The following is a 26,760-nucleotide window of genomic DNA, read 5'->3' on the forward strand; positions in this document are numbered from 1 at the left end:
TCAGCCGCCGAGCGAGCCCTTGGTGGACGGGATCTCGCCCACAGCCTTCGGATCGATCGCGACCGCCGTGCGCAGCGCCCGCGCCAGACCCTTGAAGCAGGACTCGGCGATATGGTGGCTATTATCGCCATATAGGGTCTCGACATGGAGAGTCACGCCGGCGTTCATGGCGAAGGCCTGGAACCACTCGCGCACCAGCTCCGTGTCGAACTCACCGATCTTGTCGCGGGGGAAGTCGGCCTTGAATACCAGGAACGGGCGGCCCGAGATGTCGATGACCACGCGCGACAGCGTCTCGTCCATGGGCATGTGCACGCCGGCATAGCGGGTGATGCCCGCCATGTTGCCGAGCGCCTGCTTGACCGCCTGGCCGAGCGCGATGCCGGTGTCTTCGGTGGTATGGTGATAATCAATGTGCAGGTCGCCCACCGCCTTGACCGTGAGGTCGATGCGGGAATGGCGGGCGAGGAGATCGAGCATATGGTCGAAAAAGCCGATGCCGGTCGCGATATTGGCCACGCCGGTGCCATCGAGGTTCACGGTGACCTCGATGTCGGTTTCCTTGGTCTTGCGCTTGATCGTCGCGGTGCGCATTGAAAACTGGCTTTCATCCTAGCTAGGGAGCCGAAAACGCCAGTCTATTAACAGCCAAATGCCCCCTTCGCTACTGCGGGAACGGCCGGCCGGCCCTCTACTTCTGCCTATGGTGAGCGAAATTCGGCCCGGAACGGCCCGTTGTGCCCCGGTTGTCGACCGCCTAAATCAGGCCGGACAACGAGGATCATTCATGCAGGATTCCCAAAACAGCTCCCCGGGCTGGCACGGCACCACCATTTTGACGGTCCGCAAGGGCGGCAAGGTGGTGGTCGGCGGCGACGGTCAGGTCTCGATCGGCCAGACCGTGATCAAGTCCAACGCCAAGAAGGTCCGAAAGCTCGGCAAAGGCGACGTGATCGGCGGCTTTGCCGGCGCGACCGCCGACGCCTTCACCCTGTTCGAGCGGCTGGAGGCCAAGCTCGAGCAATATCCGGGGCAGCTGACCCGGGCCGCGGTGGAGCTGGCCAAGGACTGGCGCACCGACCGCTATCTGCGGCGGCTGGAGGCCATGATGATCGTGGCCGACAAGGACGTCTCCCTGGTGCTCACCGGCACCGGCGACGTGCTGGAGCCCGAAGCCGGCGTGATGGCGATCGGCTCCGGGGGCAATTACGCGCTGGCGGCGGCACGGGCCCTGCTCGACACCGACAAGGACGCCGAAACCATCGTCCGCCGCTCCATGGACATCGCCGCGGATATTTGCGTCTACACCAACCGGAATCTGACCATCGAGAGCCTGGCGACAGGGTAGGGCGGAGGTCATTTGTCCGAAAGCCTATCCACATGCACGGTGCAACCTCTCCCGCTTGCGGGGGAGGTCCGCGCGAAGCGCCGGGTGGGGGCTTTCCCCCCTTGGGGGCTATCCCATTGCAGAGATCCCCTTTCCCCAGGCCTCTCCCGCAAGCGGGAGAGGGAGCGCACCGGCGCGCGATGACGCCTACCTACACGTTCCGTCCGATGACAGCGGCCGACCTGCCGCTGATCCAGCGGTGGCTGGGCGAGGCCCATGTGCGGGAATGGTGGGGCGATCCGGACGAGCAGTATGCGCTCGTCAGCGGCGACCTCGACGAGCCAGCGATGGACCAGTTCATCGTGTTGGCCGGCGACAAGCCCTTCGGCTATCTTCAGTGCTACCGCCTGACCGCCTGGAATACGGGCTTCGGGCTGCAACCGGAGGGCACGCGTGGGATCGACCAGTTCATCGGCGAGAGCGACATGATCGGACGCGGCCATGGCTCGGCGTTAATCCGTCAGTTTGTCGATGAGCAGTTTCGCAGCGGCCTGCCGCGCATGGTCACCGATCCTGATCCGCTCAACGCGCGCGCCCTGCGCGCCTATGAGAAGGCAGGCTTCGTCCGCGACCGCTTGGTCGAGACGCCGGACGGAGCGGCCCTATTAATGGTGCGCGAAGCATGACGCTGGTTCACGCGCGCGCAAGCAAGACCGCGTTTTCACCACTTGCCTGGGCCGGCATCGCGCTATCGCTGCTGGCTCTGCAGGCCGCGATCCTGCTTGCGATGGGCCGGGTGCCGATCTGCACCTGCGGCACTGTCAAGCTGTGGCACGGCGTGGTGAACAGCTCGGAGAATTCCCAGCACATCGCCGACTGGTACACCTTCTCGCACGTGCTGCACGGCTTCCTGTTCTATGGCTTGACCTGGCTTCTGTTCGCGCGCCTGCCGTTCCTCAGCTTGTCCTGGCCTGCTCGGCTGATCACCGCGATGCTGATCGAAGGTGCCTGGGAGATCGTCGAGAACTCGCCCTTCATCATCGAGCGCTACCGCGCCGGCACGATCTCGCTGGATTATTTCGGCGACAGCATCGTCAACTCGGTCTCCGACAATCTGGCCATGGTGCTCGGGTTCCTCGTCGCGCGCGCACTGCCGGTCTCGATGACCGTTCTGATCGGCCTCGCCTTCGAGATCATGCTGGCGCTGCACATTCGCGACAATCTGACGCTCAACATCCTGATGCTGATCCATCCGATCGAGGCGGTGAAGCAATGGCAATCGGGCCCGCCGATCATCTGACGGCCGAAAAAAGCGGCTTGTCCTCCTCCGCAACTGACCCTAGCTAAGGTCCCATGACAGACTTCTCTCCGCGTGAAATCGTTTCCGAACTCGACCGTTTCATCGTCGGCCAGGCCGATGCCAAGCGCGCCGTCTCGATCGCGCTGCGCAATCGCTGGCGGCGACAGCAGCTCGAAGGCTCCTTGCGCGAGGAGGTGCTGCCGAAGAACATCCTGATGATCGGCCCCACCGGCGTCGGCAAGACCGAAATCGCGCGGCGACTGGCAAAACTCGCGAACGCGCCGTTCCTGAAGGTGGAGGCGACCAAATTCACCGAGGTCGGCTATGTCGGCCGCGACGTCGAGCAGATCGTGCGCGACCTCGTCGAGGTCGCGATCGCCCAGGTCCGCGAGAAGAAGCGCAAGGACGTGCACGCCCGCGCACAGCTCGCCGCCGAGGAGCGCGTGCTCGATGCGCTGGTCGGCGCCAATGCCTCTTCCACGACGCGGGAATCCTTCCGCAAGAAGCTGCGCGCCGGCGAGCTCAACGACAAGGAAATCGAGGTCGAGACGCAATCCTCCGGCAGCGGCATGCCGATGTTCGAGATCCCGGGCATGCCGGGCGCGCAGATGGGCGCGATCTCGATCGGCGACATTTTCGGCAAGTTAGGGGGTCGCAGCAAGACGCGGCGCCTGACCGTGGAAGGCTCGCACGAGATCCTCGTCAACGAGGAATCCGACAAGCTGCTGGATAATGATCAGCTGACGCTGGAGGCGATCAGCGCGGTCGAGAACAACGGCATCGTGTTCCTCGACGAGATCGACAAGATCTGCGCCCGTGACGGCCGCGTCGGCGGCGACGTCTCGCGCGAGGGTGTGCAGCGCGATCTCTTGCCTCTGATCGAAGGCACCACGGTCTCGACCAAGCATGGCGCGGTGAAGACCGACCACATCCTGTTCATCGCGTCCGGCGCGTTCCACGTCGCCAAGCCGTCCGACCTGTTGCCGGAATTGCAGGGCCGCCTGCCGATCCGCGTCGAATTGCAGGCGCTGACCCGCGACGACATGCGCCGCATCCTGACCGAGCCCGAGGCCTCGCTGATCAAGCAATATGTCGCCTTGATGCGGACCGAGGGTGTGACGCTCGACATCACCGACAGCGCCATCGACGCGCTCGCCGACGTCGCGGTCGCCGTGAATTCGACCGTCGAGAACATCGGCGCGCGGCGGCTGCAGACCGTGATGGAGCGGGTGCTGGACGAGATCTCCTTCACCGCCCCCGACCGTAGCGGCGAGACCGTCAAGGTCGATGCCGATTTCGTGCAGAAGCACGTCGGTGATCTCGCCAAGAACGCGGATTTGAGCCGGTTTATTTTGTAATTCGGGGCGGTCACGCTATGGATGCGGCGTGACCGTACGCATCCTGCAAAATCCCTGGCGCCTGCTGCTCGCGATCAACGCGGCGGTGATCGTCAGCGTGTTCGTGCACAAGATCCAGCTGCCGCCTTACGTCCCCTACATCCACCTCCTGGTCGATTACCATTTCGGCTTCATCAAGCGCGCACTGATCGGGGCGATGGTCGCGCTGCTCACCGACAAGGTGCCGGTCTGGCTGGTGTTCGCGCTGGGCGGGGTGACGTGGCTGGCGACGCTGGGGCTGTACGCAAAGCTGTTCCAGAAGACCTTCGGCTTCACCGCGAAGACGCTGCCGCTGTTCGTCTTCATCGCGGGCTCGCCGTTCTTCCTGAAGAATTTCATGCACACGCTCGGCCATTTCGACATCTATGGCTGTGCGCTGGCCATGATCCTGCTGCTGATGCCCGCGCGCTCGCTGCTGTTCGTCGCCACGGCAGCGCTGTTCTCGGTCATCCTCGTGCTGATCCACCACATTCATCTCTTGATGTATGTGCCGACGATCGTCACCATCGTCGTGATCAGGCACTATCTCGCTTACGGGCTTGATCGCGGCAATGTCGCGTTCGGTATCGTCGCCCTCGCGATCGTCTCCGCGCTGTTCTTCGCCGCGCAATTCTGGGGAACGATGCCGATCCCGGAGGCGGACTTCGTCACCTATTTGAAAACGCGCATGGCCGATCCCTCGCGCACCGATCTCTTGCAATTCGCCTATATCTGGTACCAGCCGCTGGCGAAGGAAGTTTCCGACACCTGGGGCCGCCTGCCGCACAACAGCCTCGGTATACCTGTGTTCGCGTTGCTGATCTGGCTGCACACGCCGCTGTGGCGTTTCCTCGCGAAGCTGATCGGCACGCTCGCGAGCGAGATGCACCGCCGCCTCGTCATCGCGGCGCTGATCGGAATCAGCCTCGCCTATCTCGTGATGTTTGCGATGGTGTTCGACTATTCGCGCTGGATCTCGAACTGGGCGGTCTGCATGTTCCTGATCCTGCATGCGGTGAAGATGCTGCCGGCGGCGCACGAGACCGCGCTGATTCCGCCTGACGACCGGAAGACAAACATCTTCGGCCTGATCATCACCCTGATCCCGCGCGTCGGAATCATCCGGCCGTTCTAGAGTCTGGCCCGCCTGATCCGCACATACAGCGCGCCCTCGCCGCCATGGCCGATATGCGCCGTCTCGAATCCCACGACGAAGGCGCGGAATTCGGGCAGGCTCAGCCATTCCGGCACCTGGCGGCGCAGCACGCCGCTTTCGCCGCCGCTGCGGCCCTTGCCGGTGATGACCAGCACGAAGGTCAGGCCGTCATGATGGGCGCGGTGCAGGAAGCCGGTCAGCGCGCGATGGGCGCGCGTCTGGGTCATGCCGTGCAGGTCGAGCCGCGCCTCGATCTCGCTGCGGCCGCGCGACAGCTTTGTGCGCTCGCGCTTGCCAAGCGGCGCCAAGGGCGGGACTTGCGGCTTCGCGATACGCGGCGCCGGGGCCTCAGCCACCGGCCTCGGCGGTGGCGAGGGCCGCAGCGCCGGGGCTACCAGTGAAGGTCCAGCGAGCGGCGCGGCGTGCGCCTTGACCACCACCTTGGCCACGCGGTGCTTCCGCAGCGGCTTGACCTGTTTGGCGACCGTCTCCCACAGCTCGCGCTCCTCCTCGCTCAGCGCGCGACGACGCGGCGAGGGGCGAGGCTCCAGCACGGGCGGACGAGACGATCGCTTCATTGCTGCCGATGGGGACGCTTCTTCACCGGCCGCTGCGGTTCGGGAGCGGGCTCGATCGCGGGGCGCGGCACCGGTAGCGGGACCGGACCTGCGGTGGCAATTGTTTCCGTCTTGTTGTCCGCTGAAGCGGCGGCGGCTGCCGGCTTCGTCGTCCCCTTGCCCGGATCGGTCTGCGGAAACAGCTTTGCGATCTTCTCCGACGGACGCGGATCAGGCACCGGCAGGCGCGCGGCGCGAACCGAGGGATCGAGCCCCTTCGGCACCAGCATCACGAAATGCATGGGATGGCGCAGTCGGCCGGAGATGCGGCCGGCCTCCTGGCCAGCACCGAAAAACAGGTCGGCGCGCGCAGGCCCGATGATGGCCGAGCCGGTATCCTGCGCGATCATCAGCCGATGGAACGGTGTTTTCGCGCGGTCGGATTCGATCGGCAGCTCGCCCTCGATGAAGAACGGCGTGCCGTAGACATGCAGCGATTTGTCGACCGCGATCGAGCGTCCCGCCGTCAGCGGAATGCCTTGCGCACCCACCGCCTCGTCCTTGTCGGACAAATTGACCTCGCGAAAGAAGATGTAGGCGCGGTTGGCGCGGCGCAGCTCCTTGGCGCCGTCAGGGTTTTGCGTCATCCACTCCCTGATCTTCTGCATCGACATCTCTTCCCTGGGGATGATGCCGCGCTCGATCAGGATGCGCCCGACGGCGGTGTAGGGATAGCCGTTATAGGCGTCGTAGTTGAGCCGGACCGAGCTGCCGTCGTCGAACTTGATGCGCGCTGAACCCTGGATCTGCGCGAACAACAGATCGGTGGGATCCTTCAGCCAGGCGATCTCCAGTCCGCGGCCGGCGATCTTGCCGTCCTCGATCTCGCCGCGGTCGTAATAGGGCACCAGCTTGCGGCGGCCGATCTTGCGATAGACCGGGCCCTTGTTGGGCAGGCTCACCGAATCCTGCTTGTAGCCGCGCACGAACAGATTCGAAGGGCGGCGGTAGACAGGAACGTTGTAGATGTCGGTCTGGGTGCGCGATCCCTCCAGCACCGGCTCGTAATAGCCGGTGACGAAACCATCGGGCTCGCCGAGCCGCGAGATGCGCAGCGGCGCAAAATTCTCCTCGAAGAAGGTCTTTGCTTTCGCGTCGTCGCTGAGCTCGAGCGTCTTCGCGACCTTGCAAGGCTCGTTCAGCGAACCCGCCAGCGCTTTCGGTTCAGTCGCGCCGGTCTGCGCATTGATCGACTTGCAGCTCGCGCGGAACGTCTTGAACGCGGCGAGATGATTGTCGTCGCCCCAGCCCTTCACGTCCGCCCAGGCCAGCGGCATGTATTGCGCGCCTGATATTTCGAGCGGCAGGGGGAGTTGCGGATAGGGCAAGGCCCGCGGCGGAGCAGCGGGCAAGTGCGGGAGATGATGGTGATGGTTGCGGTAGTGGCGCCGCGCCGCCTCGGCGCCGAGCGAAAACGACGACAGCACGACGACGCCTGCGCAAAGCGCGGTCGCGCTGTTCTTCAATAGGATCTTAATTCGCGCTTCCGGTGCCAACCAGCTTCCAGTTCGGATCGCGAGAGGTGATGTCGCGGGCGAAAGTCCAGATGTCGGTGATGTCGGCAACCGTGTCGGCACTGCCGTCGACGATGTTGCCGGCCTTGTCCCGGGTGGCCGAGATCATCTGCGAGACGAAACGGATCGTGAGCTGGGCGGTCCGGTCGCGCAGCTCGGCGCCGACCAGCTCGGCCTTGTCGATCGAGACGAAGCGGGTCTCGGTCTTCTGCTCGTTCTTCTCGCGTTCCTTGATCGCCGCGTCGAAGCTGTCATAGACGTCCGGCGACAACAGGTCGCGCAGCGCGCGGCGGTCGCCGTTGGCGAAGGCCAGCACGATCATCTCATAGGCGCCGCGGGCGCCCGAGATGAAATGACGCGGGTCAAAGGTGGAATCCTTCTCGACGATGGCATCCAGGCCCTGCGCCAGCGTGGTCCCGGGTTCGGCGAGGCCCTTCCAGCGGTCGGAGGGAGGGGTCGGGTCGGCGGTCGGCGCCAGCGGGGCCTGGTCGATCACCTTGCCCGGCATGGTCACGACGTTGTTGTCCTGGGCACCTCCCAGCGCATTGCGAGCGGCGGTCCGATCGAACGGCGGCCGTTCGTTGCCGGTTCGCTGCCCGAGCACGCTGCGCAGCCGCAGAAAGATGAAGACCGCCAGCGCCAGGAAGATGATGGTGTAGATGTCCACGTCGTATTCGCTTTCTGGCCGTTGCCTGGGTCTTCGCTTTTGGGGTCGTCGCCGGGAAAATCAATCCGGCCAGTAGACCGTTCCACACGGGAACGGCAAGTCTACATCACCATTTTAGGTCCACGTCAGGTCCTGGGGATGTAGGCACGAAATCTTGCCCGGCCAATGGCGCCTTTTGGCACAGCACCGAGTGTAGCGCGTTTTATGCTTAAGGGGAAACCCGATCCTGCCCGGAAATCGCGCATCTTCAATCGTTTAAGGCGCTATTTTGCCGAAAAGGCCGGATGACCGCCGCAAGGCTTGGCGCGGCCGGAAATCCCACCCCGGGACCGTTCGTCCTTGTGGAACGAGGCAGCCCTATGTTAGCCAACCGCCGCGAAATTCAGCCCAAATCGGGTAAGGAGAGACTCTCATGACCAACGGTAACGGCACCCCTCCCGAGGCGGCCCAGGCTCCCCAGCTCAACGTGCTGGCGCAATATACCAAGGACCTGTCGTTCGAAAATCCGAACGCGCCCAGCTCGCTCCAGCAGCAGAGCCAGCCGCCCCAGATCAACATCCAGATCAACGTCAGCGCCAACAATCTCAGCGAACAGGAGTTCGAGGTGACGCTGTCGGTCGAGGGCAAGGCCGAGACCGCGGGCAAGATCATGTTCTCGTTCGAGCTCGCCTATGCCGGCGTGTTCCGCATCGCCAACGTGCCGAAGGAGAATCTGCATCCGCTGGTCATGATCGAGTGCCCGCGCCTGCTGTTCCCGTTCGCACGCGAGATCATCGCGACTGCGGTGCGCGACGGCGGGTTCCCGCCCTTGATGCTGGATCCGGTCGACTTCGTCGGTCTCTATCGCCAGAACATGGAGCGGCAAATGGCCTCCCAGGGCGGCGGCCAGACCGGCCAGGCCTAACTCACAGCCTTAACCAGCCGGAGAGGCGACTGGAGCAACGAGATACTCGTTCCAGATCGCCTTTTCGCCCATCGTTGCGATGAAGGCCCGATGGGCCTCCCGCTCGGCATCCGAAACCCGCGGCGCAAGCGGCACCAGGCGCTGCCGCCGCGGCGTATCGCCCGCAGCATTGATGCGAATCTCTTCGCTCTCCGACGCCAGAAGCAGCTGCGACTGCCGCGCCCCGACCAGATCGACATAGACCTCGGCCAGCAGCTCGGCATCCAGCAGCGCGCCGTGCTTGGTGCGGTGTGAATTGTCGATCGCATAGCGCGAGCAGAGATCGTCGAGCCGGTTCGACACGCCGGGATGCTTGCGTCGCGCCAGCAGCAGCGTGTCGACCAGCCGCTCACGCGGGATCGCTGCGCGCTTGATCCTGTCGAGCTCGGCGTTGATGAAGCCGATGTCGAACGAGGCATTGTGGATCACCAGCGGCGCATCGCCGATGAACTCCAGAAACGCATCGGCGACTTCGTGGAACAGCGGCTTGGTCGACAGGAATTCGGCCGACAGCCCGTGCACCGCGAAGGCCTCCGCCGGCATGTCCCGCTCAGGATTGATATAGACGTGATAGGTCTGGCCGGTCGGCATGCGGTTGAAGATCTCGACGCAGCCAATTTCGACCAGACGATCGCCGCGGAGCGGATCGAGGCCGGTGGTTTCGGTGTCGAGAACGATTTCGCGCATGACTTGAGATCAGTAAGTTGAGGTCGGAGTGCTGAAAGCCGGCGAGGCGGCGAATCAGGTTCGCCGCTGCGGCATCTTAACGACCTCGGCCAGGATGTGCGCGATTTGCGCCCGCACCGGCTCGAGTCCGTGCGAGGTATCCACCACGAAATCGGCCCGCTTGCGCTTCTCGGCATCGGGCGTCTGCTTGGCGATGATGGCGTCCAGCTTGGCTTCGTCCATCGTGCCGCGCGCCAGCACCCGCTCGCGCTGGAGTTCCGGCGAGGTCGAGACCACGACCACCGCATCGACCCGCTTCTCGCCGCCGGTCTCGAACAGCAGCGGGATGTCCAGCACCACGACCGGCGCCTTGGCAGCCTCGGCCTCGGCAAAGAACTTTTGCCGGGAGGCGCCGAGCATCGGATGCACGATCTGCTCGAGCTGCTTGATGGCGGCGGGATCGTGCACCACGCGCGCCGACAATTTTGGCCGGTCCACCTTGCCGTTCACGGTGGTGCCGGGAAAGGCGGCCTCGATCGCCGGCGCCGCGTCACCTTCATAGAGCTGATGCACGGCGGCATCGGCGTCGTAGACGGGCACGCCCGCCTCCGCGAACAGCTTTGCGGTGGTCGATTTGCCCATCCCGATCGAGCCGGTCAGTCCGAGGATCCGCATCAGCCTACAGCCATGTCTGTCATTCACACGGCAACTAGCCGTTCGCTTCGCAGGAACGCAAGCAGCGGCAGCAACGGCAGACCGAGAATGGTGAAATGATCGCCCTCGATGCGCTCGAACAGATGGATGCCCAACCCCTCGAGCTGATAGGCGCCGACGCTGGTCGTGACGGCGTCGCCGGCAACATCCAGATACGCTGAAAGCTCGCCCTCGGTCATCTCACGCATCGTCATGCGGGCGATCGAGACGTCTTCGAAAACAATCTTGCCGTCATGCGCCACGGCGACTGCGGAGTTTAGCTCATGGCTGTTGCCGGCGAGCTCGCGCAATTGCGCCAAGGCCTGCGGGCGGCCCGCGGGCTTGTTGAAGAGGCGGTTGCCAAGAGCCAGCGTCTGATCGGCGCCGATCACGTAGCTCCTGGGATAACGGGCGCAGACCGCCCTAGCCTTTTCGCGCGCCAGCAGCAAAGCGATCTCGCGCGGATTTGAAAGCTCTGATGCGCCTTGAATACCGCGTTCGTCGATATCAGCGGTCACAGCCCTGAACTCCAGCCCGGCATTGGCCAGCAGCATTTTCCGCGCGCTGCTCTGCGACGCCAGGATCAACGGAGATGTGCCGAGCCACAGACCCATCGCGAAAACTATTCGGAAGGCCGGTTGCGTTGGCGATCGCTGTAGAGCTTCATGATCGCCGCCGCGGTTTCCTCGATCGAGCGGCGCGTGACGTCGAGCAGCGGCCAATCGTGCTTGGCGCTGAGCTTGCGCGCAAACGCGACCTCCTCGGTGACCGATTGCTTGTCGGTGTAAGTGTCGCTGCCGGACTCGGCTCCCATGGAGAGCAGGCGATTCTGGCGGATCTGGATCAGGCGTTCCGGCGTCGCGTGAAGGCTGACCACCAATGGCCGCGTCAGCGTCTCCAATTGCGAGGGCACCGGAATGCCCGGAACCAACGGCACGTTGGCGGTCCGGATGCCGCGGTTCGCCAGATAAATCGACGTCGGTGTTTTCGAGGTGCGGGACACGCCGACCAGGACGACGTCGGCATCGTCGAGGCCTTCGACATGCTGGCCGTCGTCGTGGATCATCGTGTAGTTCAGCGCGTCGATGCGCTTGAAATATTCCGCGTTGAGGACGTGCTGGGCGCCGACGCGGCCGGTGGTTGCTGCGCCAAGATAGGCTTCGAACAGCTGCATCACCGGGCCGATGATCGACAGGCTCGGAACGTTGATCCCCTTGCACTTGTCCTCGAGCCTGGAGACGAGATCCTTCTCGAGCAGCGTGAACAGCACGATTCCCGGCGCCTCCTCGATCTCATCGAGGACCCGATCGAGCTGCTTCTGGCTGCGCACCAGCGGATAGACGTGCTCGACCGGCGTCACATTGGCGTATTGAGCCGCAACCGCGCGAGCCACGGTGATCAGCGTCTCGCCGGTGGAGTCGGAGACGAGGTGCAGATGGAAATAATTGTTCGAGGTCGGCACAAAAACTCTTTGTATGAGGGCGGTGTGGTTTGTGGATTTCTGTGGACCTTAACTCCTCGGAAAGGGTTGCGCGACACCAGGGGCGGGACAAGTGCCAATTTTCTTCACACCGCTGCCCGTCTGAACAAGTTCGCCGGCCTGCCCGCCGGGAAACGGGATTATGCGGACAACCCCCTTGATAAGCTGCCGACAGAAAGGCGCAAGCCTTTGAGGCTGGCCGACTTATCGCAGAGCGCCAGGAACGATAGGGGATATGTTGACGGGTGTGAACAAGCGCGCGCGAACCCGCGGATGGAATTGCATGAGTCCAATCCACGGTCACATAGACTCAAACCTTAAGAATCTAAGATTCTAGATTTGAGGAAGGCACACCGGACGGATATGTGTGCACGGTGAGACCTTAACGAGTTCTTACTATCCCCAGTTCCATTCGCTGGGCAGCAATCCGGGGCCGAAAATGTTCGAAGACGTCTATCTCTGGATCAAGGCCCTGCACGTGATCGCCGTCATCGCCTGGATGGCGGGCATGCTCTATCTGCCGCGGCTGTTCGTCTATCATTCCGAGGCCGAGATCGGCTCGAAGCAGTCGGAAACGTTCAAGGTGATGGAGCGTCGGCTGCTCAAGGCCATCATCAATCCCGCCATGATGGTCACCTGGCTCGCCGGCCTCTATCTCGCCTGGTCCGGCCATTGGTTCTCGTTCGGCTGGCTGCACGTAAAACTGGCACTGGTCCTGGCGATGTCGGCGGTCCACGGCTTTTTTTCCCGCTGGCTGAAGGATTTCGCTGCCGACCGGCGCCCGCGCACCCAGAAATTCTATCGCATTATCAATGAGGTGCCGACTGTCCTGATGATTGTCATCGTCATCATGGTGATCGTGAAGCCGTTCTAGGCAAGGCCTCTCGCGAATAGCTCAGCGCTTCTTCTTGCGGAGCTGGAAGCGATTTTCTATATTGTCGACATCCCACCCAACGCAGGCGGATGTGGTTGTGTCTGAGCTTTCCAGAGGCCGGACACCGCATCAGGTTTGAAGCCTCATCGGCACTTAACCTTGCCAGACCTGCGGACCTTCTCTTCTCACGTCCGCATTTCAGAGCCTCCTCGCACCCCCCTCCCCAGGTTACCCCACAGGACCACCCCAATGCGGGAAATTAAACTCGAAGACCTCAAGTCCAAAACGCCGGCCGAGCTCGTCTCGTTTGCGGAGGAGAATGGGGTCGAGAACGCCAGCACGATGCGAAAGCAGGAGCTGCTGTTCGCCATCCTCAAGCAGCTCGCACTCGCCGAGACCGACATCGTCGGCCAGGGCGTCGTCGAAGTGCTTTCCGATGGCTTCGGCTTCCTCCGTTCGCCCGATGCGAATTATCTGCCGGGCCCGGACGACATCTACGTTTCGCCGTCGCAGATCCGCCGTTTCGGCCTGCGCACCGGCGACACCATCGAAGGCCACATCCGCAGCCCGAAAGAGGGCGAGCGCTATTTCGCGCTGCTGAAGGTCAACACGCTCAATTTCGAGGATCCGGAAAAGGCCAAGCACAAGGTCAATTTCGACAACCTCACGCCGCTGTTTCCGAATCAGCGCTTCCGCATGGAAATCGACGATCCGACGCGGAAAGACCTGTCTGCACGCGTGATCGACATCGTCGCTCCCATCGGCAAGGGCCAGCGCGCATTGATCGTTGCGCCGCCGCGCACGGGTAAGACCGTGCTGATGCAGAACATCGCGCACTCGATCACGCACAATCATCCCGAATGCTACCTGATCGTGCTCTTGATCGACGAGCGTCCGGAAGAAGTCACGGACATGCAGCGTTCGGTGAAGGGCGAGGTCGTCTCTTCTACCTTCGACGAGCCGGCGGTGCGTCACGTCCAGGTCGCCGAGATGGTGATCGAGAAGGCCAAGCGTCTCGTCGAGCATGGCCGCGACGTCGTCATCCTGCTCGATTCGATCACGCGCCTCGGCCGCGCCTACAACACCGTCGTGCCGTCATCCGGCAAGGTGCTGACCGGCGGTGTCGACGCCAACGCGCTGCAGCGCCCGAAGCGCTTCTTCGGTGCCGCCCGCAACATCGAGGAGGGCGGCTCGCTGACCATCATCGCGACCGCGCTGGTCGATACCGGCAGCCGCATGGACGAAGTCATCTTCGAAGAGTTCAAGGGCACCGGTAACTCGGAACTTATCCTGGACCGCAAGGTCTCGGACAAGCGCACCTTCCCGGCGATCGACATCTCGCGCTCCGGCACCCGCAAGGAAGAGCTCATCACCGACCCGCAGGTGCTCAAGAAGATGTACGTGCTCCGCCGCATCCTCAATCCGATGGGGACGATGGACGCGATCGACTTCCTGCTCGACAAGCTGCGTTCGACCAAGAGCAATTCGGAGTTCTTCGACTCCATGAATACTTGAGTGCAGTGCAGCATAAGATCAGAGGGCGCCTTCGGGCGCCCTTTTTGTTGTGCGTTGTTGCTGCGGAAAAGCCGCAGCATGAGCGATGGCGGGACGACCGATTCCTGCCTTCGATTAATCTGTTGATATATCTTGGTAATACTTGAATTCGGCTCGGCCGAACTGCTGCCCGAGAAGGTGTTTCTGCAGCAGAATCCGGCGGATATATTGCAGTGCAATAAGGAATTGCTGCGGGATTTCTGCAGCAAATTGCGCCGCGGACGGAGCTGAAGCCCACATTTGCTTTTTCGTCGGCAGCTGGACAAATGGGCCATGCATCCGCGAGACCAGACCATTTTTGCGCTGTCATCCGGCCGGGCGCCCAGCGCGATCGCGGTGGTGCGCGTGTCGGGCTCGCAGGCCGGCCAGGTGCTGAAGATGCTTGCCGGCAAGCTGCCGGCACCGCGGCAGGCCAGCCGCCGCCTGCTCCGGGATAGGGCCGGCGAGCCGATCGACGATGCGGTGGTGCTCTGGTTTCCAGGACCTGCCAGTGCGACGGGCGAGGACATCGCTGAGTTCCATACTCATGGCGGCCGCGCGGTTCTGGCGACGCTGCTCACCTCTATTTCTTTTATTCCGAATACACGGGCGGCCGAACCGGGTGAGTTCACGCGGCGGGCATTCGAGAACGGCAAGCTCGACCTCACCGAGGCCGAGGGTCTCGACGATCTCATTCACGCCGATACCGACCGGCAGCGGCGCCAGGCGCTGCGCCAGTTGCAGGGCCTGCTCGGCGACCGCGCGCGCGACTGGCGCGAGCGCATCATTGAGGCGTCGGCGCTGATCGAAGCCGGCATCGATTTTTCCGATGAAGGCGACGTGCCCGCCGAATTGATGGCGCCGGCGATCAGCGCCATCAAAGCGTTGCATGACGAAATTGCAAAAGTCCTTGCGACGCAGGGACATTCTGAACGTCTGCGCGACGGGCTCGTGGTCGCGATCGCCGGCGAGCCGAATGTCGGCAAGTCGACGTTGATGAATCAGCTCGCACGCCGCGAGGTCGCGATCGTCTCGCCGCATGCCGGCACGACGCGCGACGTGATCGAGGTACAGCTCGATCTCGACGGCTATCCGGTCACGATGATCGACACCGCCGGCATTCGCGAGACCGACGATCCGGTCGAGCAGGAGGGCGTGCGCCGCGCCCGCGCGCGGGCCGAAGACGCCGACCTCGTGTTATGGCTGGTCGAACCCGAGCAAGCCGTTGATCCGGTGCCGTTGCAGTCGCTTCAAAATTCCGGGACTGAGAGCGATCGGTCCGGCGGCCCGGTGTGGATCGTCCGAAACAAGATTGACCTCAGCAGAGCCGGAGGCTCCGCCGCGCCGGGCGAGTTTGCGATTTCGGCGCGTGAAGGCGATGGCATCCCCGAGCTGGTCGAGGCCCTCGTCAAATTCGCGGCCGAGTTCTTCGGAGCCAGCGAGGACGGCGTTGTGACCCGGGCGCGCCAACGCGACCTGTTGAGCCGCGCGTCGGACAGCTTGCGCCGGAGCCTCGAGCTTGTAGAACAAGGCGAAGAGCTGGCCGCCGAGGAATTGCGTGCCGCCGCTTATGCCTTGGGCCGGCTGCTGGGTCGGGTGGACGTCGAGGATGTCCTGGGCGCCATTTTTCAGAAATTCTGCATCGGAAAGTAGGGCTAGTTCTTCATTGTAGAACTAGCGCTTGTTCCATTTCTTGTGTTTCACGTGAAACGTGGTCCCGCTTAGAAGTTCCGGCCTCGTAGCCCGGATGGAGCGAAGCGCAACCCGGGCCGGTCATAGCCGGGCCAACGAGCTTCCCGGGCGCTTCCTCCAGTGGGGTTCCGGTCGTTTCACGTGAAACAGGTGACGGCCGGACCGGTCTCGATTCCCCATGCCGCTAGCCAGTCGGAAAGCGCAACCGTCGAAACGATCGGTGTGCTCGCGATCCCGTCATTAAGAGGCGCTCCTAAAACGAAGCGATCCGGACCGCCTTCAGGGAGACAGGGGCTGGCTTGCTTCGCTGCGCTCCCAACGGCCGGGCCTGCCGCCGCCGGGCTTTGGCCCCGGCGCTTCAGGCATGGGCATTCCGTTTCACGTGAAACAGCATCCCTCCCAAGGTTTCCTACTTTGCATGGGGTTGTTTTCGCAAAATCGTTTTTGCCGCCCCGCCCGGCACATGTTTCACGTGAAACACCGTGCGCCCCAGTTTCCGCTTCCGGCTTTCCCGCCTCTGAGCTAGAAGTCCGCCCATGCGAACAGAGCGAGAGAGCTTCGACGTCATCGTGATTGGCGGCGGCCATGCCGGCTGTGAAGCCGCGGCTGCGTCTGCCCGGATGGGCGCGGCGACCGCCCTGGTCACGCACCGTTTCTCGACCGTCGGCGCGATGTCCTGCAATCCCGCTATCGGGGGTCTCGGCAAGGGCCATCTCGTCCGAGAAGTCGACGCTCTCGATGGTCTGATGGGCCGGGTCGGCGATGCCGGCGGGATCCAGTTTCGCGTCCTCAATCGCCGCAAGGGTCCTGCTGTCCGCGGTCCCCGGGCCCAGGCGGACCGGAAGCTTTATGCCGCTGCGATGCAGGCCGCGATCCGCGAGACCGAGGGCCTTTTCATCATTGAAGGCGAAGCCGACGAGCTGATCGTGACCGATGGCCGAGTGACTGGATTGCGCTTGGCTGACGGCCGGGAGCTCCGGGCAGGGGCCGTTGTCGTCACCACCGGCACCTTTCTCCGTGGTCTGATCCATCTCGGTGAGAAGAATTGGCCGGCCGGCCGGGTCGGCGAGGCCCCCGCGATGGGTCTGTCGGCCTCCTTCGAGCGGGCCGGCTTCACCTTGGGACGGCTCAAGACCGGCACTCCGCCGCGTTTGGATGGCACCACGATCGACTGGTCCGCGGTCGAAATGCAACCCGGTGACGAACCGCCGGAGCCCTTCTCGGTCATGACCGAGCGGATCACGACCCCGCAGATCCAATGCGGGATCACCCGGACCACCGCGGCAACGCATGAAGTGATCCGGGCCAATGTCCATCGCTCCCCGATGTACTCCGGCCAGATCAAGAGCTCCGGTCCGCGCTATTGTCCCTCGATCGAGGACAAGATCGTCCGCTTCGGCGACCGTGACGGTCACCAGATATTCCTGGAGCCGGAAGGACTCGACGACAGCACGGTCTATCCCAACGGCATCTCGACGTCGCTGCCCGAGGAGGTCCAGCTCGCGATCCTCGCCACCATCCCGGGCCTGGAGCGGGTGAAAATGGTCCGTCCCGGCTACGCCATCGAATACGACCATATCGATCCCCGGGAGCTCGATCCGACCCTGCAGACCAAGCGTCTGCGTGGGCTGTTCCTGGCCGGGCAGATCAACGGCACTACCGGGTACGAAGAAGCGGCCGGGCAGGGCATCGTGGCCGGTCTGAATGCGGCGCTTGCTGCGAGCGGAGCGGCACTGACGGTGTTCGATCGTGCCGATGGCTATCTCGGGGTGATGATCGACGACCTCGTCACCCGCGGCATCAGCGAACCCTATCGGATGTTCACCTCGCGGGCCGAGTACCGGCTGACGCTGCGGGCGGACAATGCCGATCAGCGTCTGACGGAGAAGGGCATCGCCCTGGGGTGTGTTGGAAGCGGCCGAACCCTGCACTATCGCGCCAAGATGGACGCCCTGAACGCAGCCCGGACGCTCTCGAAGTCGCTGACCATCACCCCGAACGAGGCGATCAAGCACGGATTGTCCCTGAACCGCGATGGCCAGCGCCGGTCGGCCTTCGAGCTGATGGCTTATCCGGAGATCGGTTGGAGCCAGGTCCGGACGATCTGGCCTGAGCTATCAGCCATCGATCCCGTCATCGCGACCCATCTTGAGATCGACGCCAAATACGATGTCTATCTCGAGCGCCAGAGCGCCGACGTCGAGGCTTTCCGGCGCGACGAGGGGATGGTGCTGTCGGAGGTCGACTACAGCCTCGTGCCCGGTCTGTCCAACGAGGTCCGCGCCAAGCTGGAGAAGGCGCGGCCGTTTACGGTCGGCCAGGCCGGCCGGATTGACGGCATGACACCAGCGGCGCTCGGCATCCTCGCGGCCTATCTTCGTCGCGAGGCACGGAAGACTTCCAAGGCAATCGCATAAGCCAATTGCAATAGGCGTTTCACGTGAAACAGCGCGGACCGGGCGGAGACAGACCGTTATCGCGACGACCCGGCACAGGTGAGGGCGCGGGTCATCGATCTGATCCGGGGCCCGCCAAGCCGAAGATCGACAAAGCCAGCGCGAACGATCCCGCACTCGATTCCATCATCGCCGCGGACAAGCGGGCGGCGTTGAAGCTCGCGCCCGTTTCACGTGAAACCGAGGAGCGGCTCGATCGCTATATCGCGCTGCTCCGGGAGTGGCAGGCCAAGACCAATCTGGTCGCACCTTCGACGTTGCCACAGCTTTGGACCAGGCACATTGCCGACTCGCTTCAGCTGGTCGAGCTCGCGCCTACGGCAAAACGCTGGGCCGACCTCGGCAGCGGCGGCGGCTTTCCCGGCGTGGTGCTCGCCTGCGCCATGGCCGGTACGCCGGATGCGAGGGTTCATCTCGTCGAGCGAATCGCGAAGAAGGCCGCCTTTTTGCGCGAAGCGATCCGCGTCACCACATCTCCGGGAGTCGTACATCTCGCTGAGATCGGGGATAATGTGGATAGAATCACCGGCCCCGTCGATTGCGTCACCGCGCGTGCGCTGGCTCCGCTACATCAACTCATCGGCTTTGCGGAGCCGCTGATGCGCCAGGGCGCAAAGGCGTTGTTTCTCAAGGGTCAAGATGTAGAGGCTGAATTGACCGAAGCCTCTAAATATTGGAATATTGCGCCTCAGCTCCACCAAAGCCGCACGGGTGACGGCTGGATCGTGGAGCTGGATGCGGCCGAACGGCGCGGGTGAGGCGTTCAGGGGACTGGGGAATTTTCGATGACCGTGATTGACGAGCCGCAGCAGACGCAAGAACCGACCAGCGAGGTGCCGCACGGCCACCCGCGCATCCTGGCGCTGGCGAATCAAAAGGGCGGTGTGGGAAAAACAACCACAGCGATCAATCTCGGCACGGCGCTCGCCGCGATTGGCGAACGCGTCCTGATCGTCGATCTCGATCCCCAGGGCAACGCCTCGACCGGCCTCGGGATCGACCGCCGCAGCCGCTCCTGCTCGACCTACGACGTGCTGATCGGTGAAGCGCCCCTGCGCGAAGCCGTGGTCTCGACCGCGGTGCCGCGGCTGCACATCGCGCCGTCGACCATGGATCTCTCCGGCCTCGAGCTCGAGCTCGGCACCACGCCCGGCCGCGCCTTCAAGCTGCGCGACGCCATCGGCGCGCTCAACAACAACGTCTCGCCGGATGCCGACTACACCTATGTGCTGATCGACTGCCCGCCCTCGCTCAACCTGCTGACGGTGAACGCGATGGCGGCTTCGGATGCAATCCTGGTCCCGTTGCAGTGCGAGTTCTTCGCGCTCGAAGGTCTGTCGCAATTGCTGCAGACGGTGGAGCAGGTGCGCTCGACGCTCAATCCGAACCTGTCGATCCACGGCATCGTGCTGACCATGTTCGACTCGCGCAACAACCTGTCGAACCAGGTCGTCGCGGACGTCCGGCAGTTCATGGGCGAGAAGGTCTACAAGACCATGATCCCGCGCAACGTGCGCATCTCGGAGGCGCCGTCCTACGGCAAGCCGGTGCTGGTCTACGATCTCAAATGCGTCGGCAGCGAAGCCTATTTGAGGCTCGCCACCGAGGTGATCCAGCGTGAGCGCGAGCTGCGCGTTACGCATTGACGTGAGATCCGCAGGGCGGGTTGGCGCAGCGTAACCCGCCGATCTCTCGCCGCGAACGAACCTGTGGCGGATTACGCTGCGCTGATCCGCCCTACGACCTACGATTTGAAATTCAGTTCTGGAGTGCTGCACCGTGAATCCAAGGGAGCTGGCGATGGCCGATGAAGCGCGTTCGCGACTGGGCCGGGGGCTTGCAAGTCTGATCGGTGATGTCGGTGGCGAGGCTCAGCACGTCGATCGTCCGCGCGCGCAGCGCAAGGTGCCGATCGAATTCATCAAGGCCAATCCGCGCAATCCGCGCCGCACCTTTTCCGACACCGAGCTGAAGGAGCTCAGCGAGTCCATCAAGCAGCATGGCGTGATCCAGCCGATCGTGGTGCGTCCCGTGAAGGGCGCGCAGGATCGCTTCGAGATCATCGCCGGCGAGCGGCGCTGGCGCGCTTCGCAAATGGCCGGCCTGCACGAAGTGCCGATCGTGCCGGTCGACATCAGCGACAGCGATGCGCTGGAGTTCGCGATCGTCGAGAACGTGCAGCGCGAAGACCTCAACCCGATGGAAGAGGCGCAGGGCTATCACGCGCTGGCCAACGAGTTCAAACGCAGCCAGGACGACATCGCGAAAGTCGTCGGCAAGAGCCGCAGCCACGTCGCCAACATGATGCGGCTGACCAAGCTGCCGGCGGAGGTGCAGGCCTTCATCGCAACCGGCGAGCTGACGGCCGGTCACGCCCGCGCACTGATCGGCGTGCCGGATCCGCTCGCCGCCGCCAAGCGCATCGTCGAGGAGGGACTCAACGTCCGGCAGGCCGAAGCGCTCGCGCATGAAGAGGGCGTGCCGGAGCGCAAGCCGCAAAAGGCGCGCAGCACGGGGGGCAAGGAAAAGGACCCCGACACGATCGATCTGGAGAAGCGCGTCAGCGATGCGCTCGGCCTCAAGGTCACCGTCAATCACCGCGACCCCGGCGGCTCGGTGCAGATCAACTACCGCAACCTCGATCAGCTCGACGAGGTCATGAAGCGTCTGGCCAAGGGCGCGCTGTAGGCCACGACCTGCCCTGGCGTTGTGAGCCGGGCGATTGGCCACACCTTCAGTGTTGTCCTGGCGTTCGCCAGGACGACCTTGGGAAGGCCGCGTGCTTCAACATTGCTTCGCTGCGCTCGCAATACGCGGAGAGAGTTCGGGCTCAGCCCCGCCGCTTCGCATTTGCGGCGATCGCCATCAGCGTGCGCTGGGCGATGGCGGCGGCAAGGGTGGATTGCTTGCGGGTGTCGAGCGCCGCGGCCGCGAGCTGCTCGATCACCGCGGCGAGCTTCGCCACGCTGAAATTGCGCAGCGCGGTTTCGACCGCGGGCTTTCGGGAAAAATGCAGGCGCGGATAGCCGCCGTCGAGCACGGCGGAGGCAGGCTGGCCGTCGGCGATGGCGAGCGCGGATTTGTGCAGCCACGCCGCCTGGCGCTGCGCGGCGGAGATGATCACGCCGGGATAGGTGCCGGCGATCATGGCTTTTGCGAATTCGGTCTCGACGATATCGGGCCGCCCGGCAAAGGCGCCGTCGACGATCGGGTCGAGCTTCAGCTCGGACGCGTCCGCGACCACCGCCATCACGTCGTCCAGCGTGACCTCGCCCTTGCCGTGGGAATAGAGCGTCAGCTTGCGCAGCTCGTTGCGCGAGGCCTGGCGGTCACCGCCGAGGAACGACATTAGCGCGGCACGGGCGTCCTGTGCGATGCGCAGATTCGCGATACGCAGCTCGTCGTCCATCAGCTTGGCGAGATCGCGCTCGGTGTCGGGATAGCAGCCGATCGCCACAGCCGTCTTGGCTTTCTCGCACGCCTTGCGCAGCGGCGATTCCGGGCGGAGCTCGCCGGCCTCGATCACGATGCGGCAATCCCTGACGTTCATCTCGGCCAGGGTGTCTATCCCGCTGGCAAAGCTGCGCGAGCCTGCGCGGATGCGGATGGCGCGGCGGCCGCCGAACAGCGGCACCGTCATGGCCTCGTCGACCAGCCGCGATGGCTCGGCAGACAGCTCGTCGCCGTCGAGCTTCACCATCGCAAAGGGATCGTTGGGATCATCGACGGCGGAGGCGATCAACGCATCGGCGCGCTCGCGCACCAGACCGGCGTCGGGACCGTAAAGCAGGATGATCGGACGGCCCGCATCGGGGCGGGCGAGGAAGCTGTCGATCTCTTTTCCACGCAGCGCGACCATGGCCTAGATCGTCATTCCGGTGCGCGCGAAGCGCCAACTACGGTGCGCATTGCGCACCTGAGAATCCAGAGATTGTTGATCGAGATTCCGGGTTCACGCTGTGCGTGCCCCGGAATGACGGGAGTGGTTCAGGTCCCCGCGGTAAAGAACGAGGCGAGCCGGGTCGTGATGTTCTCGGCAATCTCGCTGGCGGCACGATCCTCCGCGTCGCGCACGGCGCGGTTGCGGGAGAAGCGCTGATAGGACCCCGGCATGTCGTAGGACACGCGCGAGAAGGTCGAGCCGGACATGACGGATTTGCCGGTCGCGACGTCGATCAGATTGTATTGGGCGTCGATGCCGAGATTTTCGTTGGTCGGCAGTCCCGTCGCGGTGCTGACGATCAACGAGGAACGGTTGGTGGTGAAGCGGATGTCCAGCCGGTGGGTCGGCGGCATGCCCGTCGCCGAGCCGTAAAGCTTGAAGGCGAGGGCGTTGCGGATCTCGACGCCGACGCGAGCCTCGCGGGAGGCGTTGGGCTTGCTGATCGGGGGCAGCTCGACCCCCATCAGCTTCTCGCGCAGGCCGGGGGTGCCGTCGTTTCGCTCGGCATACATCGGCTGGAAGCAGCCGGCGGTCAACGCGGCCAGGGCGGCGACCGCCAGCAAGCGGGCTGCGATGCGGATCCTAGCCGACAACATTTACGATCCTCTTGGGGACGATGATCACCTTGCGGACGGGCTTGCCGTCCAGGGCCAGCTTTACCGCATCGAGGGCCAAAACGGCAGCCTCGATTTCCGGATTCTGGGCCGCTGTTGCAACTGTGACCTCACCCCGCTTCTTGCCATTGACCTGGACCACCAGGGTTACGCTGTCTTCGACCAGCAAATCGCGTTCGATTTGGGGCCAATTGGCCTCGGAAACCAGCCCGCTCTGGCCCATAGCCTGCCAGCACTCCTCGGCGAGGTGCGGCATCATCGGGGAGAACAGCTGGACCAGGATCTGGCTGGCCTCCCGGATCGCCCAAGCCAAATCTGGAGCGAGATCGGACGACGGCTGGCCGGGGCGCTGGAGGATTTCCGAGAAGCTGTTGGCGAATTCGCGGATATGAGCGAGGCAGACGTTGAAGTGCAGCCGCTCGATCCCGGTGGTCACCTTGTCCAGCGCGCCATGGGCGGCCTTGCGCAGGGCGGTGGCGTCGGGGCCGAAGCTGGCCGGCCGGGCCGCGGGCGCTGCCTTGCCGAGCTCCACGGAATCGTTCACCAGTCGCCACAGCCGCTGCACGAAGCGCGAGGCGCCCTGGACGCGCTCGTCGCTCCAGATCACGTCGCGGTCGGGCGGGGAGTCCGACAGCATGAACCAGCGGGCGACGTCGGCGCCGTAGGTCTCGATGATGTCGTCGGGGTCGACCGTGTTCTTCTTCGACTTCGACATCTTCTCGATCGGGCCGATCTGGATGTCTTCGCCCGTGCTGAGCAGCGTCGCGCGGCGCCCGTTGCCGCCAACCTCGACCTTGACCTCGGCCGGCTGCACATAGGTACCGTCGGCCCGCTGGTAGGTCTCGTGTACCACCATGCCTTGCGTGAACATGCCGGCGAACGGCTCGTCCAGCGCAATGTGCCCGGTCGCCTTCATCGCGCGGGTGAAGAAGCGGCTGTAGAGCAGATGCAGGATCGCGTGCTCGACGCCGCCGATATACTGGTCGACCGGCAGCATCCGGTTGGCGACCGCGGGCGTCGTCGGCGCGGTCTCATTCCAGGGATCGGTGAAGCGCGCAAAATACCAGGACGAATCCACGAAGGTGTCCATGGTGTCGGTTTCGCGGTTAGCGCTGCCACCGCATTTGGGGCAGGTGACGTGCTTCCACGTCGGATGATGGTCCAGCGCGTTGCCCGGCTTGTCGAAGCTCACATCCTCCGGCAGCACCACCGGCAAGTCGGCGTCCGGCACCGGGACCACGTCGCATTTCGGACAATGGATGACCGGGATCGGGCAGCCCCAATAGCGCTGGCGCGAAATGCCCCAATCGCGCAGGCGGAAATTGACCTGCCGCTCGCCGACCGGCGCGTTGCCGCGCAGCTCGGTCTCCAGGCGCTTTGCGACCTCGTCCTTGGCCTGATCGATCGTCATGCCGTCGAGGAAACGCGAATTGATCATGCGGCCGTCACCGTCGTAGGCGGTGTCGGTGATCACGAACGTCTTCGGATCCTGGCCCTCCGGGCACACGACGGGCGTATTGCCGAGATTGTACTTGTTGACGAAGTCGAGGTCGCGCTGGTCGTGCGCCGGACAGCCGAAGATGGCGCCGGTGCCGTATTCCATCAGCACGAAATTGGCGACATAGACCGGCAGCTTCCAGCTCGGGTCGAACGGATGCACCGCGCGGATGCCGGTGTCGAAACCCTGCTTCTCTGCGGTGTCGATGATCGACTGTGCGGTGCCGATCTTCTTGATGTCGGCGATGAATTCCGCGAGCTTCGGGTTCTTCGCGGCTGCTGCCTGCGCCAGCGGATGATCCGCCGAGATTGCCATGAACTTCGCGCCGAATAACGTGTCAGGGCGCGTCGTGAAGATCTTCAGCTCATTCTCGCCAGCCGGCGTCGTCGCCGCATCCAGCGCGAAACGGATCAACAGGCCCTCGGAGCGGCCGATCCAGTTGCGCTGCATCAGGCGCACCTTGTCGGGCCAGCGGTCCAGACCATCCAGCGCCGACAGCAATTCCTGCGAGTACTTCGTGATCTTGAAGACCCACTGGCTCATTTCCCGTTGTTCGACAATTGCGCCGGAGCGCCAGCCGCGGCCGTCGATGACCTGCTCGTTGGCGAGCACGGTCATGTCGACCGGGTCCCAGTTCAGCTTGCGCTTCTCGCGCTCGGCGAGACCTGCGGCGAGCATGTCCAGGAACATCTTCTGCTGGTGCTTGTAGTAGCTGGGATCGCAGGTCGCGAATTCGCGGCTCCAGTCCAGCGACAGCCCGATCGAGCGGAGCTGCTTCTTCATCGCGGCGATGTTGTCGTAGGTCCAGGCCTTCGGCGCGACCTTGCGCTCGATCGCGGCATTCTCGGCCGGCAGGCCGAACGCGTCCCAGCCCATCGGGTGCAGCACGTTGAACCCCTTGGCGCGCATGAAGCGGGCCAGCACGTCGCCGAGCGTGTAATTCCTGACGTGACCGATATGGATGCGCCCGGACGGATAGGGAAACATCTCGAGTACATAGTATTTCGGCCGCGAATCGTTGTTCTTGGAGACGAAGATCGCCTGTTCGTCCCAGAGGCGTTGCCAGCGCGGTTCGGCGTCGCGGGCGTTATAGCGTTCGGAGGTCATGGAATCGTTGGGGTTTTCATGGGTTCGGCCGTCTCAAGACGGCGGACTAGGCCATAGAAGTCCTCAAGGGGTCAATGGGTTGCCGCGATTTGGAACTTTGCGCGCGCCTCCGCATAACTACGAGGGCCTGCGTTGGCGTGTGATTAAGGGGTCGATGCCAATTTGCGGCCCAATAAGACCGCATGAGCGCAATGGATTCCAGCTTCGACGATCCCGATTATGATTATGCCGCCTCCATCGCCGGACGGGCGATGCGCAGCATGGCCGAACAGCGGATTGCGCCGACGCCGGCTAATTTCGCGGTCTGGTACCAATATTTCGCGGGCAGCCACGACGATCTGCGCAACGCGATCGATCTCTTGATCGACCACAATCGTCCGTTCGACGCCCGTACCAATCAGGATCTGTTCGAGACCTATGTCGCGCCCCAGGTCAGCGCCATCGTGGTCGACACGTCCGAGCGGCTGCAGGCCCTGATGGGAGCGGCCAAGGAATTTCTGGCGACCGCGATCGCTGACAACCATTCGCAGATGCAGGCCATCAGCCAGGTGGCCGACGAGAGCAAGGCTGGCGTCGATCCGAAGGCGCTGGTCGCCCAGCTCATGAACGAGCTGGCCCGGGCCGCCACACGCGCGACGCGGCTGGAAGCGGGCTTTGCGGAAAAAACCCGCGAGCTCGATGTCATCAGGGATTCGCTCTCGCGGTCCGAGCAGCGCGCCCGGACTGACACCCTGACGGGCCTTGCAAACCGGCGGGCGCTCGACGAATTCCTGCGCAAGGCGCAGGGGACTGCGGATTGGGGCGAGCCGCTCAGCGTGCTGATGCTCGACATCGACCACTTCAAGACCTTCAACGACAATTTCGGCCACGGCGTCGGCGACCAGGTGCTGCGCCTGATGGCGAAGGTGCTGCGGGAAAAGGTCCGGACGCAGGATCTGCCGGCCCGCTATGGCGGGGAGGAGCTGATCGCGGTGCTGCCGGACGCCGATCTCGCCACTTGCGCCGAGATTGCCGAACGCATCAGGCGTGCGCTCGCCGAATGCACGATCACGCGCCGCTCGACCGGCGAGACCCTGCCCAATATCAGCGTGTCGATCGGCGTGGCACAGTACCGGCCCGGCGAAGCGATCACCGATCTCATCGAGCGCTGCGATCGCGCGCTCTATCTCGCCAAGGGCAGCGGCCGCAATCGCGTGGTGACGGAGATCGAGCTCGATCGCGCGGGAGCTCCAGGATAGCGCCCGGGCCGGGACACGATCATTCCGTGCCGGCGTGCCAACAGCGTATCGGGTATTCCCATTCGA

The 26,760-nt window shown here is 63.9% G+C and carries 25 protein-coding genes; 14 read left to right on the plus strand and 11 right to left on the minus strand.

The genetic code is table 11. The features are described from left to right. On the minus strand, window positions 1-594 hold the full coding sequence (gene hisB / locus AC0WRY_RS00920; RefSeq protein ID WP_194405258.1) for an imidazoleglycerol-phosphate dehydratase HisB: 594 nt from the start codon (window positions 592-594) through the stop codon (window positions 1-3). Between the two features lie 193 nt (window positions 595-787). Between hisB and hslV the strand changes: the two genes are divergently transcribed. The 5 genes from hslV to AC0WRY_RS00945 all read left to right on the plus strand — a co-directional run bounded on the left by hslV (window position 788) and on the right by AC0WRY_RS00945 (window position 5,138). Then, window positions 788-1,348 (plus strand): ATP-dependent protease subunit HslV, encoded by a 561-nt coding sequence (gene hslV, locus AC0WRY_RS00925; protein WP_194405259.1) that lies wholly within the window; start codon window positions 788-790, stop codon window positions 1,346-1,348. Between the two features lie 179 nt (window positions 1,349-1,527). Beyond that, complete coding sequence (locus AC0WRY_RS00930; protein ID WP_194405260.1) at window positions 1,528-2,013, plus strand: GNAT family N-acetyltransferase; 486 nt, start codon at window positions 1,528-1,530, stop codon at window positions 2,011-2,013. Further along, window positions 2,010-2,627: a DUF2585 domain-containing protein gene (locus AC0WRY_RS00935; RefSeq protein ID WP_194405261.1), complete on the plus strand. Its 618-nt coding sequence runs from the start codon at window positions 2,010-2,012 to the stop codon at window positions 2,625-2,627. Before AC0WRY_RS00930 ends, AC0WRY_RS00935 begins: the two co-directional genes overlap by 4 nt. A gap of 53 nt (window positions 2,628-2,680) precedes the next feature. Then, window positions 2,681-3,985 carry an ATP-dependent protease ATPase subunit HslU gene (gene hslU / locus AC0WRY_RS00940; RefSeq protein ID WP_194405262.1) on the plus strand — a complete coding sequence of 435 codons (1,305 nt, stop codon included), beginning with the start codon at window positions 2,681-2,683 and terminating at the stop codon, window positions 3,983-3,985. Between the two features lie 28 nt (window positions 3,986-4,013). Then, window positions 4,014-5,138 (plus strand): hypothetical protein, encoded by a 1,125-nt coding sequence (locus tag AC0WRY_RS00945; protein WP_194405263.1) that lies wholly within the window; start codon window positions 4,014-4,016, stop codon window positions 5,136-5,138. Here AC0WRY_RS00945 and AC0WRY_RS00950 read toward each other — a convergent pair. Genes AC0WRY_RS00950 through AC0WRY_RS00960 form a run of 3 tightly spaced genes read right to left on the minus strand, consistent with a single transcriptional unit; the run spans window position 5,135 to window position 7,957 of the window. After that, entirely contained in the window at window positions 5,135-5,737 is a 603-nt protein-coding gene (locus AC0WRY_RS00950; RefSeq protein WP_194405264.1) for a Smr/MutS family protein, read from the minus strand. The genes AC0WRY_RS00945 and AC0WRY_RS00950 overlap by 4 nt on opposite strands. Next, window positions 5,734-7,272 carry a murein transglycosylase A gene (gene mltA / locus AC0WRY_RS00955; protein WP_194405265.1) on the minus strand — a complete coding sequence of 513 codons (1,539 nt, stop codon included), beginning with the start codon at window positions 7,270-7,272 and terminating at the stop codon, window positions 5,734-5,736. Before mltA ends, AC0WRY_RS00950 begins: the two co-directional genes overlap by 4 nt. Further along, window positions 7,250-7,957, minus strand: a complete 708-nt coding sequence (locus AC0WRY_RS00960; protein WP_194405266.1) for a Tim44/TimA family putative adaptor protein — start codon at window positions 7,955-7,957, stop codon at window positions 7,250-7,252. Before AC0WRY_RS00960 ends, mltA begins: the two co-directional genes overlap by 23 nt. A 412-nt stretch (window positions 7,958-8,369) precedes the next feature. Between AC0WRY_RS00960 and secB the strand changes: the two genes are divergently transcribed. Continuing rightward, window positions 8,370-8,861 (plus strand): protein-export chaperone SecB, encoded by a 492-nt coding sequence (gene secB, locus AC0WRY_RS00965; RefSeq protein ID WP_194405267.1) that lies wholly within the window; start codon window positions 8,370-8,372, stop codon window positions 8,859-8,861. A 9-nt stretch (window positions 8,862-8,870) separates the two neighbouring features. On the opposite strand, the gene dnaQ is transcribed toward secB, so the two are convergent. From dnaQ to AC0WRY_RS00985, 4 genes are read right to left on the minus strand one after another with little or no spacing between them, the layout of a single operon-like run. Then, window positions 8,871-9,587, minus strand: coding sequence for a DNA polymerase III subunit epsilon (gene dnaQ, locus AC0WRY_RS00970; RefSeq protein ID WP_194405268.1), 717 nt, complete (start codon window positions 9,585-9,587; stop codon window positions 8,871-8,873). A gap of 54 nt (window positions 9,588-9,641) precedes the next feature. Continuing rightward, entirely contained in the window at window positions 9,642-10,241 is a 600-nt protein-coding gene (gene coaE / locus AC0WRY_RS00975) for a dephospho-CoA kinase (protein ID WP_194405269.1), read from the minus strand. 23 nt (window positions 10,242-10,264) lie between these two features. Next, window positions 10,265-10,873, minus strand: a complete 609-nt coding sequence (locus AC0WRY_RS00980; RefSeq protein WP_194408122.1) for a Maf family nucleotide pyrophosphatase — start codon at window positions 10,871-10,873, stop codon at window positions 10,265-10,267. 8 nt (window positions 10,874-10,881) lie between these two features. Then, complete coding sequence (locus AC0WRY_RS00985) at window positions 10,882-11,721, minus strand: pyruvate, water dikinase regulatory protein (protein ID WP_194405270.1); 840 nt, start codon at window positions 11,719-11,721, stop codon at window positions 10,882-10,884. 457 nt (window positions 11,722-12,178) lie between these two features. Between AC0WRY_RS00985 and hemJ the strand changes: the two genes are divergently transcribed. The 7 genes from hemJ (at window position 12,179) to AC0WRY_RS01020 (ending at window position 20,982) form a co-directional block, all read left to right on the plus strand. Continuing rightward, the gene (hemJ, locus tag AC0WRY_RS00990; protein ID WP_194405271.1) at window positions 12,179-12,613 is read left to right on the plus strand and encodes a protoporphyrinogen oxidase HemJ; all 435 of its coding nucleotides are present in this window, start codon (window positions 12,179-12,181) and stop codon (window positions 12,611-12,613) included. 249 nt (window positions 12,614-12,862) lie between these two features. Continuing rightward, complete coding sequence (gene rho / locus AC0WRY_RS00995; RefSeq protein ID WP_008133567.1) at window positions 12,863-14,128, plus strand: transcription termination factor Rho; 1,266 nt, start codon at window positions 12,863-12,865, stop codon at window positions 14,126-14,128. A gap of 312 nt (window positions 14,129-14,440) precedes the next feature. Then, the gene (gene mnmE, locus AC0WRY_RS01000) at window positions 14,441-15,799 is read left to right on the plus strand and encodes a tRNA uridine-5-carboxymethylaminomethyl(34) synthesis GTPase MnmE (RefSeq protein WP_194405272.1); all 1,359 of its coding nucleotides are present in this window, start codon (window positions 14,441-14,443) and stop codon (window positions 15,797-15,799) included. Between the two features lie 575 nt (window positions 15,800-16,374). Then, on the plus strand, window positions 16,375-18,255 hold the full coding sequence (gene mnmG, locus AC0WRY_RS01005) for a tRNA uridine-5-carboxymethylaminomethyl(34) synthesis enzyme MnmG (RefSeq protein WP_194405273.1): 1,881 nt from the start codon (window positions 16,375-16,377) through the stop codon (window positions 18,253-18,255). 164 nt (window positions 18,256-18,419) lie between these two features. Beyond that, a complete protein-coding gene (gene rsmG / locus AC0WRY_RS01010; protein ID WP_194408123.1) occupies window positions 18,420-19,052 on the plus strand; it encodes a 16S rRNA (guanine(527)-N(7))-methyltransferase RsmG in 633 nt (210 codons plus the stop codon). Window positions 19,053-19,079: 27 nt separating this feature from the next. Continuing rightward, window positions 19,080-19,940 (plus strand): ParA family protein, encoded by an 861-nt coding sequence (locus AC0WRY_RS01015; protein WP_194405274.1) that lies wholly within the window; start codon window positions 19,080-19,082, stop codon window positions 19,938-19,940. Between the two features lie 154 nt (window positions 19,941-20,094). After that, the gene (locus AC0WRY_RS01020; RefSeq protein ID WP_026312464.1) at window positions 20,095-20,982 is read left to right on the plus strand and encodes a ParB/RepB/Spo0J family partition protein; all 888 of its coding nucleotides are present in this window, start codon (window positions 20,095-20,097) and stop codon (window positions 20,980-20,982) included. A 142-nt stretch (window positions 20,983-21,124) separates the two neighbouring features. On the opposite strand, the gene holA is transcribed toward AC0WRY_RS01020, so the two are convergent. From holA to leuS, 3 genes are all read right to left on the minus strand, one after another. Next, window positions 21,125-22,153 carry a DNA polymerase III subunit delta gene (holA, locus tag AC0WRY_RS01025; RefSeq protein ID WP_194405275.1) on the minus strand — a complete coding sequence of 343 codons (1,029 nt, stop codon included), beginning with the start codon at window positions 22,151-22,153 and terminating at the stop codon, window positions 21,125-21,127. Window positions 22,154-22,281: 128 nt separating this feature from the next. Further along, on the minus strand, window positions 22,282-22,833 hold the full coding sequence (gene lptE, locus AC0WRY_RS01030) for an LPS assembly lipoprotein LptE (protein ID WP_194405276.1): 552 nt from the start codon (window positions 22,831-22,833) through the stop codon (window positions 22,282-22,284). After that, window positions 22,820-25,456, minus strand: coding sequence for a leucine--tRNA ligase (gene leuS / locus AC0WRY_RS01035; protein WP_194405277.1), 2,637 nt, complete (start codon window positions 25,454-25,456; stop codon window positions 22,820-22,822). The genes lptE and leuS overlap by 14 nt, the downstream gene beginning before the upstream one ends. Before the next feature lie 191 nt (window positions 25,457-25,647). On the opposite strand from leuS, the gene AC0WRY_RS01040 reads away from it, so the two are divergent. Beyond that, complete coding sequence (locus tag AC0WRY_RS01040; RefSeq protein ID WP_194408124.1) at window positions 25,648-26,694, plus strand: GGDEF domain-containing protein; 1,047 nt, start codon at window positions 25,648-25,650, stop codon at window positions 26,692-26,694. Window positions 26,695-26,760 lie beyond the last annotated feature (66 nt).

Source organism: Bradyrhizobium sp. T-12 (assembly GCF_058314695.1).